This window comes from Burkholderiaceae bacterium (assembly GCA_024235995.1).
In the GTDB taxonomy this organism is placed as follows: Bacteria; Pseudomonadota; Gammaproteobacteria; order Burkholderiales; family Burkholderiaceae_C; genus Ottowia.
Map to the genome: position 1 here is coordinate 2,761,882 of JACKLI010000001.1, position 16,868 is coordinate 2,778,749.

Genomic DNA, 16,868 nt, shown 5'->3' on the forward strand with positions numbered 1-16,868 from the left:
GCGCCGGACTGCGCGGACAATCGGCGGCATGACCGACGCCGCCGCCTTTGCCACCCTCACCCCCGACGACGTGCTGGACGCGCTGGCGGGCATCGGCCTGATGGGCGACGGACGCCTGAGCGCGCTCAATTCGTACGAGAACCGGGTCTACCTGGCGCACCTGGAGCCCGGCACGGCGCTGGCCGACGCGCACCCGGCGGTGGTGCTCAAGTTCTACCGGCCGGGGCGCTGGAGCACGGCGCAGATCGAGGAGGAGCACGCCTTCGCGCTGGAGCTGGCCGCGGCCGAGGTGCCGGTGGTCGCGCCGCTGCAGCTGGCCGGCCGCACCCTGCACAGCCACGGCGGCTTTGCCTTCAGCGTCAGCCCGCGGCGCGGCGGGCGCACGCCCGAGCTGGGCGACGCCGAGGCGCTGGAGTGGATCGGCCGCTTCATCGCGCGCCTGCACACGGTGGGCGCGCAGGCACGGTTTGCGCACCGGCCCGCGGTGGACCTGGACAGCTACGGCCGCGAGCCGCGCCAGTGGCTGCTGGCGCACGGCGCGCTGCCGCTGGAGGTGGAGCGCGCGTGGGCCGAAGCAAGCCAGAAAGCTATTGAAACAGTAGCTGCCAGCGCATTACCCATGGGGGCTGCAGGCCAGAATGACCCCGGTTCGATCGCCACGCTACGCCTGCACGCCGACTGCCACCCCGGCAACATCCTGTGGACGCCCACCGACCGCCCCGGCGGCGGCCCGCACTTCGTCGACCTGGACGACTGCCGCAGCGGCCCGGCGGTGCAGGACCTGTGGATGCTGCTGCCGGGCGAGCGCGCCGAGCGCCAGCAGGCCCTGGGCGCGCTGCTGGACGGCTACGAGCAGGTGCGCGACTTCGACCGGCGCGAGCTGGCGCTGATCGAGCCGCTGCGCACGCTGCGCCTGATCCACTACAGCGCCTGGATCGCGCGGCGCTGGGACGACCCGGCCTTTCCCGCCGCGTTTCCGCACTTCGGTACCCCGGCCTACTGGCGCGAGCAGATCGACGTGCTGCACGCGCAGCTGGAGGCCATGCAGGAGCCGCCGCTCGTGGCCTGAACCCGGCCGACTTCGCGGTATAGTTAATGACCTACGGGTTATTAACCCACCCATGCCACTCGCCGCCTCCCCCGCACGCGCCCACCCCGGCCGCACGCGCCGCAAGGCCGCGCGCCCGGGCGAGCTGCTGGACGCGGCGCTGGCCCTGTTCGTCGAAAAGGGCTTTGCCGCCACCCGCGTGGAGGACGTGGCCGCGCGCGCCGGCGTCGCCAAGGGCACCCTGTTCCTGTACTTCGCCAGCAAGGACGAGCTGTTCAAGGCCGTGGTGCGCGAGAACGCCAGCCGCCACCTGCACGAGGCCGTGCGCGAGGTGGACGACTTCGCCGGCCCCAGCGCCGAGCTGCTGCGCGAGTACCTGCGCCGCTGGTGGCGGCTGTACGGCGGCACGCCCGCCGCCGGCCTGACCAAGCTGATGCTGAGCGAGGCGGCGCACTTTCCCGAGCTGGCGCGCTGGTTCGAGGCCGAGGTGGTCCAGCCCAGCCACGCGCTGCTGCGCCGCGTGCTGCAGCGCGGCATCGACCGCGGCGAGTTCCGGGCCGTCGACCTGTCGCGCCTGGTCCTGCTGGCGATGGCCCCGCTGGTGCAGATGGTGACCTGGCGCCACACCCCGGGCCACGGCCCCTGGCTGAAAGACGAGCAACCCATGGCCCTGATCGAGCTGCATGCCGACCTCTTGATTCGCGCCCTGCGCGTGGAGGGCGCGCCATGACGCGCCGCACGCTCACCGCGCTGGTGGTGCTGCTGGCGCTGCTGGCCGCCGGCGCGCTGGCCTGGCGCGGCATCCGCGCGCGCCAGGCGGTGCAGCAGGCGCAGGCCGCGTCGGCACCGGCGCCGGTGATCGAGCTGCGCGCGCTGGACGTGGTGACCGTGCAGTCGCGCGAGCTGGCGCTGGAGGTGCCGCTGTCGGGCACGCTGCGCGCCGTGCGCTCGGCCATGGTCAAGGCGCGCGTGCCGGGCGAGCTGCAGGGCCTGACGCTGCGCGAGGGCGACCGCGTGCAGGCCGGCCAGGTGATCGCGCGCGTCGAGTCCAGCGAGTACGACGACCGCCTGCGCCAGGCCCAGCAGCAGGCCAGCGCCGCGCAGGCGCAGGTGGACATCGCCCAGCGCCAGTACGACAACAACCGCGCGCTGGTGGACCAGGGCTTCATCTCGCGCACCGCGCTGGACACCTCGGCCGCCAACCTGAGCGCCGCGCGCGCCAACCTGCGCGCCGCGCAGGCCGGCGCCGGGGTGGCGGGCAAGGCGGTCGCCGACACGGTGCTGCGCGCGCCCATCGGCGGCCAGATCGCCCAGCGCCTGGCGCAGCCGGGCGAGCGCGTGGCGCCCGACACCCGCATCGTCGAGATCGTCGACGCCAGCCAGCTCGAGCTGGAGGCCGCGCTCAGCCCCGCCGACTCGGTCGCCGTGCGCGTGGGCCAGCGCGCCACGCTGCAGGTGGAAGGCGCCAGCGCGCCCATCGCGGCCACGGTGGCGCGCATCAACCCCAGCACGCAGGCCGGCAGCCGCAGCGTGACGGTCTACCTGGCGGTGCAGCCCGCGCCCGGCCTGCGCCAGGGCCTGTTCGCCCAGGGCCGGCTGGCCGTGGGCCAGGAGCGCGCGCTGGCCGTGCCGCTGGCGGCCGTGCGCACCGACAAGCCCCAGCCCTACGTGCAGATCGTCGAGGGCACGGGCGAGCAGGCGCGCATCGCGCACCGCACGGTGACGCCCGGCGCGCGCGCCACGGACGAGGGCGAGACCTGGGTCGCCGTCACCGGCCTGGCCGAGGGCGACCGCGTGCTGCGCGCCGCCGCCGGTGCGCTGCGCGCCGGCACCCGCGTGCGGCTGTCCGCCGGGGCGGCGTCATGAGCCGGCCAAAAACTATCGTTTTGATAGCTTGCCGGGATTGCTTGACGCCCGCCACCGGCCTTTTTTCTTCAAAACCCCGCTGAAGCGCCCGCCCTGCCATGTGGTTCACCCAGGTCAGCCTGCGCAATCCCGTGTTCGCCACCATGGTGATGCTGGCCTTCGTGGTGCTGGGCCTGTTCTCGCTGGCGCAGCTCAAGGTCGACCAGTTCCCCAACGTGGACTTCCCGGTGGTGGTGATCACCACCGAATACCCCGGCGCGGCACCCGCCATCGTCGAGAGCGAGGTCACCAAGAAGATCGAGGAAGCCGTCAACTCGATCGCCGGCATCAACGCGCTGTACTCGCGCAGCTACGAAGGCCAGTCGGTGGTCATCGTCGAGTTCCAGCTGCAGATCGATGGGCGCAAGGCCGCCGACGACGTGCGCGAGAAGATCGGCCAGGTGCGCCCGCTGCTGCGCGACGAGGTCAAGGAGCCGCGCGTGCTGCGCTTCGATCCGGCCAGCCGCGCCGTCTGGTCGCTGGCCGTTTTGCCGGACGCCAAGGCGGGGCAGACGGCGCCCTCCTCCGTGGAGCTGACCAACTGGGCGGACCAGGTATTGAAGAAGCGCCTGGAGAACGTGCGCGGCGTGGGCGCCGTCAACCTGGTGGGCGGCACCCGGCGCGAGATCCACATCGAGTTGAACCCCGCCGCCATGGAGGCGCAGGGCGTGACGCCCGACCAGGTGATGAACGCCGTGCGCGGCGACAACCAGGACCTGCCGCTGGGCACCCTGCGCACCGCCACCCAGGAGCTGGTGGTGCAGCTGGACGGGCGCATCGAGCGCCCGCGCGAGTTCGGCCGCATCATCGTCGCGCGCCGCGGCGGCGCGCCCGTGTTCCTGGAGCAGGTGGCGAGCGTGCGCGATGGCGCGCAGGAGCTCGACTCGAGCGCACTGTACAACGGCCAGCGCACCCTGCTGCTGACGGTGCAGAAGGCGCAGGACGAGAACACCATCGAGGTGGTCGACGGCCTGGAGCAGGCCACCCGCGCGCTGCAGGCCGAGCTGCCCGAGGGCGTGCGGCTGGTGCCCATCCAGGACACCTCGCGCCCGATCCGCGTGGCGGTCACCAACGTGCGCCAGACCCTCGTCGAGGGCGCCCTGCTGACGGTGCTGATCGTCTTCCTGTTCCTCAACTCCTGGCGCTCCACCGTCATCACCGGGCTGACGCTGCCGATCTCCATCATCGGCACCTTCTTCTTCATGCAGTTGCTGGGCTTCACCATCAACATGATCACGCTGATGGCGCTCTCCCTGTGCGTGGGCCTGCTGATCGACGACGCCATCGTGGTGCGCGAGAACATCGTGCGGCACGCGCAGATGGGCAAGAACGCCTTCCTGGCCGCCATGGAGGGCACGAAGGAAATCGGCCTGGCGGTGCTGGCCACCACGCTGTCGATCGTGGCGGTGTTCCTGCCCATCGGCTTCATGCAGGGCATCGTCGGCAAGTTCTTCCACGAGTTCGGCCTGACCATCGTGGCGGCGGTGCTGATCTCGATGTTCGTCAGCTTCACGCTCGACCCCATGCTGTCCTCGGTCTGGCACGACCCGGCCATGCACGCCCACGGCCGGCAGGGGCCGCCGCGCACGCTCTACGAGCGCACCATCGGCCGCATCACGGGCTGGTTCGACCACGCCACCGACCGGCTGGCCGCCGCCTACCAGCTCATCCTGGGCTGGGCGCTGGGGCACAAGCTGCTCACGCTCGTCATCGCCGCCGCCATCTTCGCCGCCAGCATCGTGATGGTGCCGCTGCTGGGCACCGAGTTCGTGCCCAAGGCCGACTTCTCGGAGACCAACGTCGCCTTCTACACCCCGCAGGGCTCCTCGCTGGAGGCCACCGAGGCCAAGGCGCGCGTGGTGGACGAGATCATCCGCGGCTACCCCGAGGTGCGCTACACCCTGACCACGCTCAACACCGGCGCGGCGCAGGGCAAGACCAACGCCAGCATCTACATCCGCCTGACCGAGCGCGAGCAGCGCGCGCGCAGCGCCGAGGCGCTGTCGGCCGAGCTGCGCGAGCGCCTGCGCCAGGTGCCGGGCATCACCGTCACCCAGGCCGGCCTGCTGGAGCCGGTGGGCGGGCAAAAGCAGATCGAGTTCTCGCTGCAGGGGCCCGACCAGGCCGAGCTGGAGCGCCTGGCCGCGCCGCTGATGGAGCGCCTGCGCGCCATCCCCGGCCTGGTCGACCTGGACACCAGCAGCAAGCCCGACAAGCCCACGCTGGACATCGTCGTCAAGCGCCAGGCCGCCTCCGAGCTGGGCCTGTCCACGGCGCAGATCGCCACCCCGCTGCGCACCCTGCTGGCCGGCACCACGGTGGGCAACTGGCGCGCGCCCGACGACGAGACCTACGACGTGGTGGTGCGCCTGCCGCCCGAGCTGCGCCGCACGCCCGGCGAGCTCGAGCGCCTGCCGCTCACCGCCGGCCTGAATGCCGACGGCACGCCGCGCATCGTGCGCCTGAACCAGCTCGCCAGCCTGCGCGAGAGCACCGGCACCAACCAGATCAACCGCCGCGCCATGCTGCGCGAGATCCAGATCACCGCCAACACCTACGGCCGCGCCACCGGCGAGGTGTCGGGCGACATCCGCGCGCAGCTGCAGCAGATCGCCTTTCCGCCCGGCTACAGCTTCAGCTTCGGCGGCGCCACCAAGAACATGCAGGAATCGTTTGCCTACGCGCTGCAGGCGCTGGCCATGGCGGTCATCTTCATCTACATGATCCTGGCCAGCCAGTTCAAGAGCTTCCTGCAGCCCATGGCGCTGATGACCTCGCTGCCGCTGACGCTGATCGGCGTGGTGCTGGCGCTGCTGATGTTCGGCTCGGCCATGTCCATGTTCTCCATCATCGGCGTGGTCATGCTGATGGGCCTGGTGACCAAGAACGCCATCCTGCTGGTGGACTTCGCCATCCGCGCGCGCGAGGGCCGCGCCAGCGAAGGCGGCGTGACCGAGCCGCTGCCGCGCGAGCAGGCGCTGCTGGCGGCCGCGCGTGTACGCCTGCGCCCCATCCTGATGACCACGCTGGCCATGGTGTTCGGCATGGTGCCGCTGGCCTTTGCCGTGTCCGAGGGCTCGGAGCAGCGCGCGCCCATGGGCCAGGCCGTCATCGGCGGGGTCATCACCTCCTCGCTGCTGACGCTGGTGGTGGTGCCCGTGGTCTATTGCTACCTGGACGACCTGGCCGGCTGGCTCAAGCGGCGCCTGCGCCATGCCACGCCGGTGGAGACGCCGGCGCCTGACCGATAATCCAGGGTTGATTTGAATACGCCTACCGGAGCCTTTGAGATGAACGTCGAGCAAGCGCGCTTCAACATGATCGAGCAGCAGATCCGTCCCTGGGACGTGCTGGACGCCCGCGTGCTGGAGCTGCTGGCCGTGGTGCGGCGCGAGGACTTCGTGCCGCCGGCCCACCGCGCCCTGGCCTTCGCCGACCTGGAGCTGCCGCTCAAGCCCGGCGAGGCCGCGGTGGCCGCCGGCCAGGTCATGCTGCCCCCGCGCGTGGAGGCGCGCATGCTGCAGGACCTGCAGGTGGCCAAGCACGAGAAAGTGCTGGAGGTGGGCACCGGCTCGGGCTTCATGGCGGCGCTGCTGGGCCACCGCGCCCAGCGCGTGCTGACGCTGGAGATCGACACCGAGCTGGCCGCCACCGCCCGCGCCAACCTGCAGCGCGCCGGCGTGCTGAACGTGGAGGTGCGCCAGCAGGACGCCGCCCGCGCCGACCTGTCGGCCCACGGCCCGTTCGACGTCATCGTGCTGTCGGGCTCGGTGGCCGAGCTGCCCGAGTCGCTGCTGGCCCTGCTCAAGCCCGGCGGGCGCCTGATGGGCATCGTCGGCGACGAGCCGGTGATGCGCGCCACGCTGGTGCAGCACGCCGGCAACGGCATGGTCGTCACCCAGCCCTGGGACTGCAACGCGCCGCGCCTGCTGCACTTTCCCGAGCCCGAGCGCTTTCGTTTCTGAAGCACGCCGCGCACGACCGCCAAGCGCCGCAGCCCCCTTTCATCATGATCGAGCAAGTGCCCCCCATCGATCTGCAGGCCTGGCTGGCCGCCGCCGCCAGTGCCGGCCAGCCCCTGCTGCTGGACGTGCGCGAGCCGGCCGAATGGCACGCCGCCAGCGTCCACCCCCAGGGCGCCGAGCTGCGCCAGTGGCCCATGCACACCATTCCGGCGCGCCTGGCCGAGCTGGACCGCGCCCGGCCGATCGCCGTGCTGTGCCACCACGGCGGGCGCAGCATGCAGGTGGCGCTGTTCCTGCAGCAGCAGGGGTTCGACCGCCTGGCCAACGTGGCCGGCGGCATCGACGCCTGGGCCCTGCAGCTCGACCCCAGCGTTCCGCGTTACTGACCCTCCCCCATTGCCCTTCATGCGCCTGCCCGCCCGCCCCCCACGCCGGATATCGTTGACGTTGGCGGCGTTGCTGGCCCTGGCCGGCGGCGGCGCGCATGCCCAGTCCCTGCTGCAGCTGTACCCGCAGGCCCAGGGCTACGACGCCGCCGTGCAGTCGGCCAGCGCGCAGCTGCAGGCCAGCCAGGCGCGGGCCGAGCAGGCGCGCGCCGGCCTGCTGCCGCAGCTGGGCCTGCAGGCCGGCGCGCAGCACAACTGGGTCGACACCAGCGTCGGCAGCCTGGGCAGCAACAGCTCGTTCAACGTGCTGACGGCCGGCCTGGTGGGCAGCCAGCCCTTGTACCGCCCCGCCAACCGCATCGCCTGGGACCAGGGCCAGCGCGCCTACGAGTCGGCGCGCGTCAACCTGGCCGGCGCTGGGCAGGACCTGATCGTGCGCCTGGCGCAGGCCTACTTCGACGTGCTGGCCGCGCAGGACGCGCTGGCCTCGGTGCGCGCGCTCAAGACCGCCGTCAGCCAGCAGCTGGCCGCCGCGCAGCGCAACTTCGAGGTCGGCAACGCCACCATCACCGACAGCCGCGAGGCGCAGGCGCGGTTCGACCTGGCCAGCGCGCAGGAGATCGCCAGCGAGAACGACCTGCGCGTCAAGACCCTGGCGCTGGAGCAGTTGGTGGGCCAGGCCGGCATCCACCCGCTGGCGCTGGCCCAGCCCATCGTGCTGCCGGCGCCCCAGCCGGCCGACGTGAACGCCTGGGTCGCCCAGGCCACCGAGCAGCATCCCGGCGTGGTGCAGGCGCGCATGGCGCTGGACATCGCCCGGCTGGAAACCGACCGCGCGCGCGCCGCCGGCCAGCCCACGGTCGACCTGCAGGCCAGCGTGGGCACGAGCCGCTACCCCAACGGCAACCCCAGCATCACCCTTGCGCCCACCACCGGCGCGCGCACCAACAACGCCAGCATCGGCGTGGTGCTGAACTGGCCGCTGTTCGCCGGCTACGCGATCGAAAACCGCGTCAAGGAAACCCTGGCCCTGCAGGACAAGGCGCGCGCCGACCTGGACAGCCTGCAGCGCACGGTGTCGCAGTCGGCCCGCGCGGCCTTCTTCGGCGTGCAGTCGGGCCTGAGCCAGGTCAAGGCGCTGGAAGCGGCCGAGCACTCCAGCCAGACCGCGCTGCAGGCCAACCTGATCGGCTACCAGGTGGGCGTGCGCATCAACATCGACGTGCTGAACGCGCAAAGCCAGCTCTACCAGACGCAGCGCGACCTGGCGCGCGCGCGCTACGACGTGCTGGTGGGCCTGCTGCGCCTCAAGCAGGCGGCCGGCGCGCTGTCGGTGGACGACCTGGCGGGCGTCGACGCGCTGCTGGCCAAGGCCGCGCCCGCGGCCGAGAAAACCCAATAAAATCGGGCGCTGGCCCGCGCCGATCAAGCGCAGGCAGCTCTTGAATCAATAGCTGTCTAGTCGACCGCCTTGGTCGGCGCCTCGCGCCGCTGCTCGGGCGTGGCCTCCAGCGCCGCCTCCAGCCACAGCGCCGCCACGAAGCGCTTGTTGAACGCCAGCCACAGCAGGATGGGCGTGACCGGCGGCAGCATCAGAAAGCCGAACTGGTAGCCGTAGGCCACGGCGTTGGCCGCCAGCGGCGAATACTTCAGGTAGGCCGCGCCGTAGGGGCCCGACAGCAGCACCACGTCGCGCAGCCACTGAAAGCCGATGCCCCAGGCCTGCACGGGGATCAGAATCAGGCTGCCGATCAGGCCCTTGAGCCACCAGCGCTCGGTGCGCGAGGCCAGCAGCATGGCCCACAGCAGCACCAGGCCGTAGCCGTAGGTGGGGTAGCTGGCCTCGGGCGCCAGCTCGCCCAGCACGTCGCCCTGCGGGCCCTTCATGCGCACCTGCACCAGGGTGTGCAGCACTGCCGTCACGCCCTCCTGGTGCCAGCCGTCCACCCAGGCAAAGCACGCCTTCATCACCGCGCCCGCCAGCCAGATGGCCGGCGCCGCGAACCAGCGCGCCAGCACGTACCACAGCGGCAGCAGCACGACCAGCCACAGGATGGACAGCAGCAGGAAGCGGCCGATCAGCGTGTTGCGCATGCCAGCGTCTCCGTCAGGCGGCCGCGCCCGGCGGCGGCGTGGGCTTGTCGCGCTTGGCCACCACGCGCATCCACAGCAGCCACACCACCAGCACGTCCAGCATGATCAGCGCCTGCCACATGTACAGGTGCGCGAACTCGAACACCTTGAAGTTCCACTGCCCGATGAAGAACAGGCTGACGATGCGCAGCAGGTTGACGCCCTGCACCGCCAGAAAGCCCAGCGCGATGCCCCAGAACTTCATCGCCCAGCTGGACGGAAAGGCCAGCATCGCCGCCACCAGCACGATGGTGGCCTCCACCCCGTTGCAGCCGGCCTCGATCGACACGCCAAAGCCGGTCTTGGCGCTTTGCAGCACGCGGTCGTACGAAATCACCGAGGGGTCGATGACGTGCACGATGGCCGCGCTGGCCCGAGCCAGCCAGCCCGTCCACGGGTGCACCACGGCGGCCTGCACGGGGTTGAGCATCTCGATGCCGAACAGCAGCGCCTGCACGGTCAGGAAAATCAGGAAAAAACGTTTCATGGCATCCACCCATCGGCCAGGCCAAGCGAATCACACGAGTCGGCAAACCACGTGCCGCCTCTCTTGATGCCAAGTGTAACGGGGTGGGTCATCCCGTGGTTGCACCGCCGTGCCGCGGGCCAGGCGACCACAGCCCCCGCAAGGCATCCGCCGTGCGCTGCGCCGCGCCCTGGTGCCGGCTGGCAAAGGCCTGCCCGGCGCGTGCCATGGCCGCGCGAGCCGCTGTGTCAGCCGCCAGCGCCTGCGCCGCGCGCACGCCTTCCTGCAGATCGGCCACGCGCCACGCCGCGCCGGCGGCCAGCGCCTGCTCGGCCGCCTGGCTGAAGTTGAAGGTGTGCGGCCCCATCACCACCGGGCAGCCGCAGGCGGCGGCCTCGATCAGGTTCTGCCCGCCCAGCGGCTCGAAGCTGCCGCCCAGCAGGGCCACATCGGCCAGCGCGTAGTAGGCGGCCATCTCGCCCAAGCTGTCGCCCAGCCAGACGTCGGCACCCGGTGGCGCGCCGGCGCCCCATTGGCTGCGCCGGCTCACACTCAGGCCCTGCTGCGCGGCCAGGGCGGCCACGGCGTCGAAGCGCTGGGGGTGGCGCGGCACGACCAGCCATTGCGGCCGGTGAACTGCGTTATTTGTAGCTGCTTGCGCAGATTCGGCGCGGGCTGCAGCCCTAATTTGCTTGAAAAACTCGAGCTCCTCCCCCTCGCGCGAGCTGGCCAGCATCAGCACCGGCCGCCCGGCCGCCGCATCGCGCCAGCGTCGCCCCAGCGCCAGCAGCGGCTCGGCCGGCCGGGCGTCGAACTTGAGGTTGCCCAGCACGCCAGCCACCGGCGCGCCCAGGGCGCGAAAGCGCGCGGCGTCGGGCTCGGTCTGCGCGTACACGGCCGTCAGCGCGCGGTAGGCCGCCGGCAACAGGCCGGCGGTGCGCCGGGCGCCGCGCAGGGACTTGTCGGACAGGCGCGCGTTGGCCAGCACCAGGGGCATGCCGGCGTCGGTGCAGGCACGCACGAGGTTGGGCCAGACCTCGGTCTCCATCAGCACGCCGATGTCGGGCCGGTAGGCCTGCACGAAACGGCGCGTGGCCGCGCGCGTGTCCCAGGGCTGCCACAGCTGCACGTCGCCCGGCGCCAGCAGCCTGGCACCCTCGGCCCGGCCGGTGGCCGTGCCGTGCGTCAGCAGCAGGCGCATGCCGGGCCACTGCGCGCGCAGATGAGGCAGCACGATGGCGGCGGCGCGCGTCTCGCCCAGCGAGACGGCGTGGATCCACACCAGGGGCGCGCCCGCCTGCGGCACGGGGCGCGCGGGCGCGGCGCCGTAGCGGCCGAAGCGCTCGGGCACGGCCTGCCCGTAGCCCGGCTCGGCCAGGGCGCGGCGGCGCAGCTTGCGCCGCAGCAGCGGCTGCGCCAGCCGGGTGGCCAGGTCGTAGAGCGCGTGGATCAATGGCTTGCGGCGCCCACCCGCGCATCGGGCTTGACGCGCTGGAGCAAGGCCATCATGTCGGCCTGGATGCGCGCCAGCGCCTCGGGCGTCTGCCCCTCGAAGCGCAGCACCAGCACAGGCGTGGTGTTGCTGGCACGGATCAGGCCAAAGCCGTCGGGCCAGTCCACGCGCAGGCCGTCAATCGTGCTAACAACGGCCCCCACGCTCCCCGCTTCGCGTGGTTCGCTGCCCCCCGAGGGGGCGTTCGCGCCTTGGGGCGGCCCGGCGGCGCTCAGCGCGGGGGCCGCGAACACGCTGGCCGCCAGCGCCTGCAGCTCGGCCGCCAGGCGGTGCGGCTCGCCCTCGGCGCAGGCCACGTTCAGCTCGGGGGTGGAGAAGCTGGTGGGCAGCGCGTTCAGCACCGCGCTGGCGTCGGGCGAGCGGCTGAGGATCTCCAGCAGGCGGGCCCCGGCGTAGGTGCCGTCGTCGAAGCCGTACCAGCGCTCCTTGAAGAAGATGTGGCCGCTCATCTCGCCGCCCAGGGGCGCGTCGAGCTCCTTCATGCGCGCCTTGATGAGCGAGTGGCCGGTCTTGTACATCAGCGGCACGCCGCCGGCCGCGGCGATGGCCGGGCCCAGGCGCTGCGTGCACTTGACGTCGTAGACGATGGTGCCGCCGGGCGCGCGCGAAAGCACGTCTTGCGCGAACAGCTGCATCTGCCGGTCGGGAAAGATGGTCTGCCCGTCCTTGGTGACGATGCCCAGCCGGTCGCCGTCGCCGTCGAAGGCCAGGCCCAGCTCGGCGTCGGTGCCTTGCAGGGCTGCGACGACATCGCGCAGGTTCTCGGGCTTGGACGGATCGGGGTGGTGGTTGGGAAAGCGCCCATCCACCTCGGTGAACAGCTCCAGCACCTCGCAGCCGATGGCGCGCAGGACGGCGGGCGCCGACGCGCCGGCCACGCCGTTGCCGCAGTCCACCACCAGCTTCATCGGGCGTGCCAGGTGGATGTCGCGGGCGATGCGATCGCGGTACGCCGGATAGACGTCGTGCGCGCGCACCGAGCCGCCGGCGCGGCGCTGCCAGCTTTCGGCCTCCATCATGCGGCGCAGGGCCTGGATGTCCTCGCCGTAGATCGCGCGGCCGGCCAGCACCATCTTGAAGCCGTTGTCGTCGCGCGGGTTGTGGCTGCCCGTCACCTGGATGCCGCTGCTGCACAGCGTGTGCGCGGCAAAGTACAGCATGGGCGTGGTGACCATGCCGATGTCGAACACCTGCACGCCGGCGGCCACCAGCCCGCGCACCAGCGCCGCCGCCAGCGCGGGGCCGGACAGGCGCCCGTCGCGCCCCACGGCCACCACGCGCTCGCCCAGCGCCAGCGCCTGGGTGCCGAAGGCCAGGCCCAGGCCCTCGGCCACGGCCTCGTTCAGGGTGGTGGGCGTGGTGCCGCGGATGTCGTAGGCCTTGAAGATGCTGGGTGTCACTTGCATGGCCGGGGATTGTAGGCAGCGCCCGATCGCCGCCCAATCCACGGCGCGCATCAATGCACCGCCCATTCGTCATCAATGCCGCCGCGACCGGGGCCCGGGCTGGGCGATACTCGCCCGCATGCCCCCCGCCGCCCTTGCACCCGCCAAGGCCTCGCCCATGCGCGAGGCCTGGCCCTTCCTGCTGCTGTCCATGACTTGGGGCGCCTCCTTTCTGTTCATGCAGCAGGCGGTGCACGAGTTCGGCCCCCTGCCCACCGCCGCCGTGCGCGTGGCGGTGGCCTCGCTGTTCCTGCTGCCGCTGCTGATCGCGCGGGGCCTGGGCCCGCAGCTGCGCCGCCACTGGCGCCCGGTGCTGTTTTGCGGGCTGCTCAACTCGGGCATTCCGTTTGCGCTGTTCAGCTTTGCGCTGCAGTACATCAACACCGGCCTGTCGTCCATCCTGAACGCCACCGTGCCGCTGTTCGGCGCGCTGGTGGCCTGGGCCTGGCTGGGGCAGAACCCGGGCGCCTCGCGCAGCGTGGGACTGCTGGTGGGCTTCGTCGGCGTGGCGCTGCTGGCCTGGGACAAGGTGGGCGCGGGCCACGGCGGCGGCCCCATGGCCGCCTGGGCCGTGCTGGCCTGCCTGGGCGCCACGCTGTGCTACGCGCTGGCGGCCAGCTTCACCCACAAATACCTGAGCGGCCTGAACCCCCTGATGACCGCCACCGGCAGCCAGATCGGCGCCACGCTGGGCCTGGCGCTGCCCGCGCTGTATCTGTGGCCGGCGCACATGCCAGGCCCCAAGGCCTGGGCCTCGGTCGTCGCGCTGGGCGTGCTGTGCACCGGCGTGGCCTACGTGCTGTACTTTCGCCTGATCGAGAACCTGGGCCCGGCGCGCGCGCTCACGGTCACCTTCACGGTGCCGGTGTTCGCCATTCTGTACGGCGCCTCGCTGCTGGGCGAGGCCGTCACGCCCTGGATGCTAGGCTGCGGCGCCGTGGTGCTGTGCGGCACGGCGCTGGCCACCGGCGTGGTCAGGCTGCCGCTTCAGCGGCGCTCGATGCCCGACAGCATTCGCTCCACATAGCGCGCGATCAGGTCGATCTCCAGGTTGACCGCGCGGCCCACCGCCAGCGTGTGCAGCGCGGTGTTCTGCACCGTGTGCGGAATCAGGTTGATGCTGACCTCGCAGCCCGTGGCCCCGTCCTGCACCTGGTTGACCGTCAGGCTTACGCCGTTGACGGTGATCGAGCCCTTGTAGGCCAGGTACTTGCCCAGCTCGGGCGGCGCCAGCACGCGCAGCGCCCAGCTTTCGCCCACCGGCTCGAACTGCGTCACGCGGCCGATGCCATCCACGTGGCCGGAGACGATGTGACCGCCCAGCCGGTCCTGCGCGCGCAAGGCCTTTTCCAGGTTGACCGGGCCGGCCTGGTCCAGCCCCGCGGTGCGCGCCAGCGACTCGGCCGAAATGTCGATGCCAAAGCGCCCGGCCGCCGCGTCGATGGCGGTGGCCGTCATGCACGCGCCGTTGATGGCGATGCTGTCGCCCAGGCCCACGTCGTCCAGGTAGCCCTGGGGCGCCTCGATGGCGAGCTGCTTGCCATGCGCGCTGCTGGCGCCCAGGTCGCGCACCTGGGCGATGCGGCCGACGGCGGTGATGATGCCTGTGAACATGAGGGGGAGATTCTTTCGCGGTTGTGAATGGTAGGCCGTGTTGGACTTGAACCAACGACCAAAGGATTCAGGTTGGCGTGGGTTTCCCCACTCCCTGGACTATCTCATCACCCGCGCCGCGGATCGCTCCGCGCGTTGGGGTGCCGGGCGCTCTGGGGGTGCTTATCGGATCGGCTCCTCGCACCCTAGTCTCTGCACCTTCCCGCCTACCGGTCGTGCGACCTGCCTTCGGCGAGCTTGGCTCAGGATTGCCGGGCCATCGACTGGCTGACGGTTTCCCTGAATTCACCCGGTTTTTCCATTGCCGCTCTCACGGCAAGGTCACCTGTTTGATGAGTCCTCTGCTCTGACCAACTGAGCTAACGGCCCATTCACACGGGCCAAGGCCCGCCAACCGTGGATTCTAGGGGCTGGCCGGCTTGCCCTGGCTCAAGGCATTGCTCACCAGCCGCGAGGTGATGTCCACGATCTGGATCATGCGGTCGTAGTGCATGCGCGTGGGGCCGATCACGCCCAGCGTGCCCACCACCTGGCCGTCGACCTCGTAGGGCGCGCTGACCACCGACAGCTCCTCCACCGGCACGGTCTGGCTTTCGCCGCCGATGAAGATGCGCACGCCCTCGGCCTGCATGGACACGTCCAGCAGCCGCATCAGCTGCGCCTTCTGCTCGAACAGATCGAAGGCGCGGCGCAGCTGGCCCATGTCGCTGGAAAAATCGCTCACCGCCAGCAGGTTGCGCTCGCCCGAGATCACCACCTCGCCCTGCGCCTGGCTGGCCGCCTCGGAGCCCACCTGCACCGCCGCCTGCATCAGCGTGGCGATCTCGGCGCGCAGGCGGTCGACCTCCTGCGTCAGGCGCGCGCGCACCTGCTCGAAGGTCATGCCGGAGAAATGGGCGTTGAGGTAGTTGGACGCCTGCGTCAGCTCCGACGCCGAATAGTCCGCCTCGGTGAACAGCACGCGGTTCTGCACGTCGCCATCGGGCGCCACCATGATGAGCAGCAGGCGCCGCTCCGACAGGCGCAAAAACTCGATGTGGTGGAACACCGTGCTGCGCCGCGGCGCCATCACCACGCCGACGAACTGCGACAGATTGGACAGCAGCTGCGCCGCGCTGGCGATGACCTTTTGCGGCTGCTCGGCGGGCAGCTCGGGCGCCCTCAGCTGCGCGCGCTGCGCCGTCAGCATGGTGTCGACGAACAAGCGGTAGCCGCGCGCCGTGGGCACGCGCCCGGCCGAGGTGTGGGGCGAGGCGATCAGGCCCAGCTCTTCCAGGTCCGACATCACGTTGCGGATGGTGGCGGGCGACAGCTCCAGCCCCGAGGCCCGCGACAACGTGCGCGAGCCCACCGGCTGGCCGTCGGCGATGTAGCGCTCGATCAGGATCTTGAGCAAGCGCCGCGACCGGTCATCGAGCATGGAGCCGGGGGATTTCACCAGTTCAATCGCACCAAAAAGAGGCCGTCATCGCAGCCCATTATGATGTAATTTCCTCATGGCCCTGAAGTTCACGCGCGTTGCCCTGGTGGGCAAATACCAAGACGCTGCCAGCGCTTCGGCGGCGCAGCCGGCGCGCGAGCTGATGACCGAGATCGGCACCTTCCTGCAGCAGCAGGGCTGCCAGGTCAGCCTGGAAAAGCGCACCGCGGAAAGCACCGGGCTGACGCAGTTTCAGACACTCGACCTGGCGGGCATCGGCCGCCATTGCGAGCTGTGCGTGGTGGTGGGCGGCGACGGCACCATGCTGGGCGTGGGCCGCGAGCTGGCGCGCCACGGCACGCCGCTGATCGGCATCAACCAGGGGCGCCTGGGCTTCATCACCGACATTCCCCTGGGCGACTACGCGCGGCTGCTGCCGGCCATGCTGGCGGGCGCCTTCGAGGACGACCATCGCGCGCTGATGCAGGGCTGGGTCAGGCGAGACGGCGTCTGCGTGTTCGAGGCCCTGGCCATGAACGACGTGGTGGTCAGCCGCGGCGCGGCCTCGGGCATGGTCGAGCTGAGCGTGGAGGTGGACGGGCACTTCGTGGCCAACTACCGCGCCGACGGCATCATCATCGCCACGCCCACGGGCTCGACGGCCTACTCGCTGTCGGCCGGCGGGCCGCTGCTGCACCCCCTGCTGCCGGGCCTGGCGCTGGTGCCCATCTCGCCGCACGCGCTGTCCAACCGGCCCATCGTGCTGGCCGACCCGGGCGAGATCGCCATCGAGATCGTGGCCGCGCGCGACGCCAGCGCCAGCTTCGACATGCAGACGCTCACCTCGCTGCACCGGGGCGACCGCATCATCGTGCGCCGCAGCGAGCACCGCGCGCGCTTCCTGCATCCCGAGGGCTGGAGCTACTTCGACACCCTGCGCGAGAAGCTGCACTGGAACAAGGGAAGCACCTGA

The 16,868-nt window shown here is 71.3% G+C and carries 15 protein-coding genes; 9 read left to right on the forward strand and 6 right to left on the reverse strand.

Features of this window, described 5'->3' with window-relative positions; all coding sequences use genetic code 11:
- Positions 1-28 precede the first annotated feature (28 nt).
- From H6927_13240 to H6927_13270, 7 genes are all read left to right on the forward strand, one after another.
- Complete coding sequence (locus H6927_13240) at positions 29-1,069, forward strand: serine/threonine protein kinase (GenBank protein MCP5219061.1); 1,041 nt, start codon at positions 29-31, stop codon at positions 1,067-1,069.
- Between the two features lie 52 nt (positions 1,070-1,121).
- Positions 1,122-1,778 (forward strand): TetR/AcrR family transcriptional regulator, encoded by a 657-nt coding sequence (locus tag H6927_13245; GenBank protein MCP5219062.1) that lies wholly within the window; start codon positions 1,122-1,124, stop codon positions 1,776-1,778.
- Positions 1,775-2,914 (forward strand): efflux RND transporter periplasmic adaptor subunit, encoded by a 1,140-nt coding sequence (locus H6927_13250; GenBank protein ID MCP5219063.1) that lies wholly within the window; start codon positions 1,775-1,777, stop codon positions 2,912-2,914. The genes H6927_13245 and H6927_13250 overlap by 4 nt, the downstream gene beginning before the upstream one ends.
- A gap of 98 nt (positions 2,915-3,012) precedes the next feature.
- Positions 3,013-6,204, forward strand: a complete 3,192-nt coding sequence (locus H6927_13255; GenBank protein ID MCP5219064.1) for an efflux RND transporter permease subunit — start codon at positions 3,013-3,015, stop codon at positions 6,202-6,204.
- A 39-nt stretch (positions 6,205-6,243) separates the two neighbouring features.
- Entirely contained in the window at positions 6,244-6,918 is a 675-nt protein-coding gene (locus H6927_13260; GenBank protein MCP5219065.1) for a protein-L-isoaspartate O-methyltransferase, read from the forward strand.
- A 44-nt stretch (positions 6,919-6,962) separates the two neighbouring features.
- On the forward strand, positions 6,963-7,304 hold the full coding sequence (locus tag H6927_13265; GenBank protein ID MCP5219066.1) for a sulfurtransferase: 342 nt from the start codon (positions 6,963-6,965) through the stop codon (positions 7,302-7,304).
- A 19-nt stretch (positions 7,305-7,323) separates the two neighbouring features.
- A complete protein-coding gene (locus H6927_13270; protein ID MCP5219067.1) occupies positions 7,324-8,706 on the forward strand; it encodes a TolC family outer membrane protein in 1,383 nt (460 codons plus the stop codon).
- 56 nt (positions 8,707-8,762) lie between these two features.
- On the opposite strand, the gene H6927_13275 is transcribed toward H6927_13270, so the two are convergent.
- The 4 genes from H6927_13275 to H6927_13290 all read right to left on the reverse strand — a co-directional run bounded on the left by H6927_13275 (position 8,763) and on the right by H6927_13290 (position 12,822).
- The gene (locus tag H6927_13275) at positions 8,763-9,398 is read right to left on the reverse strand and encodes a hypothetical protein (protein ID MCP5219068.1); all 636 of its coding nucleotides are present in this window, start codon (positions 9,396-9,398) and stop codon (positions 8,763-8,765) included.
- A gap of 13 nt (positions 9,399-9,411) precedes the next feature.
- Complete coding sequence (xrtH, locus tag H6927_13280) at positions 9,412-9,924, reverse strand: exosortase H (GenBank protein ID MCP5219069.1); 513 nt, start codon at positions 9,922-9,924, stop codon at positions 9,412-9,414.
- An 88-nt stretch (positions 9,925-10,012) separates the two neighbouring features.
- Positions 10,013-11,356, reverse strand: coding sequence for a 3-deoxy-D-manno-octulosonic acid transferase (locus H6927_13285; protein MCP5219070.1), 1,344 nt, complete (start codon positions 11,354-11,356; stop codon positions 10,013-10,015).
- Positions 11,353-12,822: a phosphomannomutase/phosphoglucomutase gene (locus H6927_13290; protein MCP5219071.1), complete on the reverse strand. Its 1,470-nt coding sequence runs from the start codon at positions 12,820-12,822 to the stop codon at positions 11,353-11,355. The genes H6927_13285 and H6927_13290 overlap by 4 nt, the downstream gene beginning before the upstream one ends.
- Before the next feature lie 118 nt (positions 12,823-12,940).
- Between H6927_13290 and H6927_13295 the strand changes: the two genes are divergently transcribed.
- The gene (locus H6927_13295) at positions 12,941-13,888 is read left to right on the forward strand and encodes a DMT family transporter (protein MCP5219072.1); all 948 of its coding nucleotides are present in this window, start codon (positions 12,941-12,943) and stop codon (positions 13,886-13,888) included.
- On the opposite strand, the gene H6927_13300 is transcribed toward H6927_13295, so the two are convergent.
- On the reverse strand, positions 13,849-14,475 hold the full coding sequence (locus tag H6927_13300; protein ID MCP5219073.1) for a riboflavin synthase: 627 nt from the start codon (positions 14,473-14,475) through the stop codon (positions 13,849-13,851). The two genes, H6927_13295 and H6927_13300, sit on opposite strands and share 40 nt — an antisense overlap.
- 403 nt (positions 14,476-14,878) lie before the next feature.
- Entirely contained in the window at positions 14,879-15,895 is a 1,017-nt protein-coding gene (hrcA, locus tag H6927_13305; GenBank protein ID MCP5219074.1) for a heat-inducible transcriptional repressor HrcA, read from the reverse strand.
- A 76-nt stretch (positions 15,896-15,971) separates the two neighbouring features.
- Between hrcA and H6927_13310 the strand changes: the two genes are divergently transcribed.
- Positions 15,972-16,868 carry an NAD kinase gene (locus tag H6927_13310; protein ID MCP5219075.1) on the forward strand — a complete coding sequence of 299 codons (897 nt, stop codon included), beginning with the start codon at positions 15,972-15,974 and terminating at the stop codon, positions 16,866-16,868.

What these genes read in the sequence shown, in the direction of transcription:
- H6927_13240 (MCP5219061.1), top strand. Translation starts at nt 29, where the DNA reads ATGACCGACGCCGCCGCCTTTGCCACCCTCACCCCCGACGACGTGCTG.
- H6927_13245 (MCP5219062.1), top strand. Translation starts at nt 1,122, where the DNA reads ATGCCACTCGCCGCCTCCCCCGCACGCGCCCACCCCGGCCGCACGCGC.
- H6927_13250 (MCP5219063.1), top strand. Translation starts at nt 1,775, where the DNA reads ATGACGCGCCGCACGCTCACCGCGCTGGTGGTGCTGCTGGCGCTGCTG.
- H6927_13255 (MCP5219064.1), top strand. Translation starts at nt 3,013, where the DNA reads ATGTGGTTCACCCAGGTCAGCCTGCGCAATCCCGTGTTCGCCACCATG.
- H6927_13260 (MCP5219065.1), top strand. Translation starts at nt 6,244, where the DNA reads ATGAACGTCGAGCAAGCGCGCTTCAACATGATCGAGCAGCAGATCCGT.
- H6927_13265 (MCP5219066.1), top strand. Translation starts at nt 6,963, where the DNA reads ATGATCGAGCAAGTGCCCCCCATCGATCTGCAGGCCTGGCTGGCCGCC.
- H6927_13270 (MCP5219067.1), top strand. Translation starts at nt 7,324, where the DNA reads ATGCGCCTGCCCGCCCGCCCCCCACGCCGGATATCGTTGACGTTGGCG.
- H6927_13275 (MCP5219068.1), bottom strand. Translation starts at nt 9,398, where the DNA reads ATGCGCAACACGCTGATCGGCCGCTTCCTGCTGCTGTCCATCCTGTGG.
- xrtH (MCP5219069.1), bottom strand. Translation starts at nt 9,924, where the DNA reads ATGAAACGTTTTTTCCTGATTTTCCTGACCGTGCAGGCGCTGCTGTTC.
- H6927_13290 (MCP5219071.1), bottom strand. Translation starts at nt 12,822, where the DNA reads ATGCAAGTGACACCCAGCATCTTCAAGGCCTACGACATCCGCGGCACC.
- H6927_13295 (MCP5219072.1), top strand. Translation starts at nt 12,941, where the DNA reads ATGCCCCCCGCCGCCCTTGCACCCGCCAAGGCCTCGCCCATGCGCGAG.
- H6927_13300 (MCP5219073.1), bottom strand. Translation starts at nt 14,475, where the DNA reads ATGTTCACAGGCATCATCACCGCCGTCGGCCGCATCGCCCAGGTGCGC.
- hrcA (MCP5219074.1), bottom strand. Translation starts at nt 15,895, where the DNA reads ATGCTCGATGACCGGTCGCGGCGCTTGCTCAAGATCCTGATCGAGCGC.
- H6927_13310 (MCP5219075.1), top strand. Translation starts at nt 15,972, where the DNA reads ATGGCCCTGAAGTTCACGCGCGTTGCCCTGGTGGGCAAATACCAAGAC.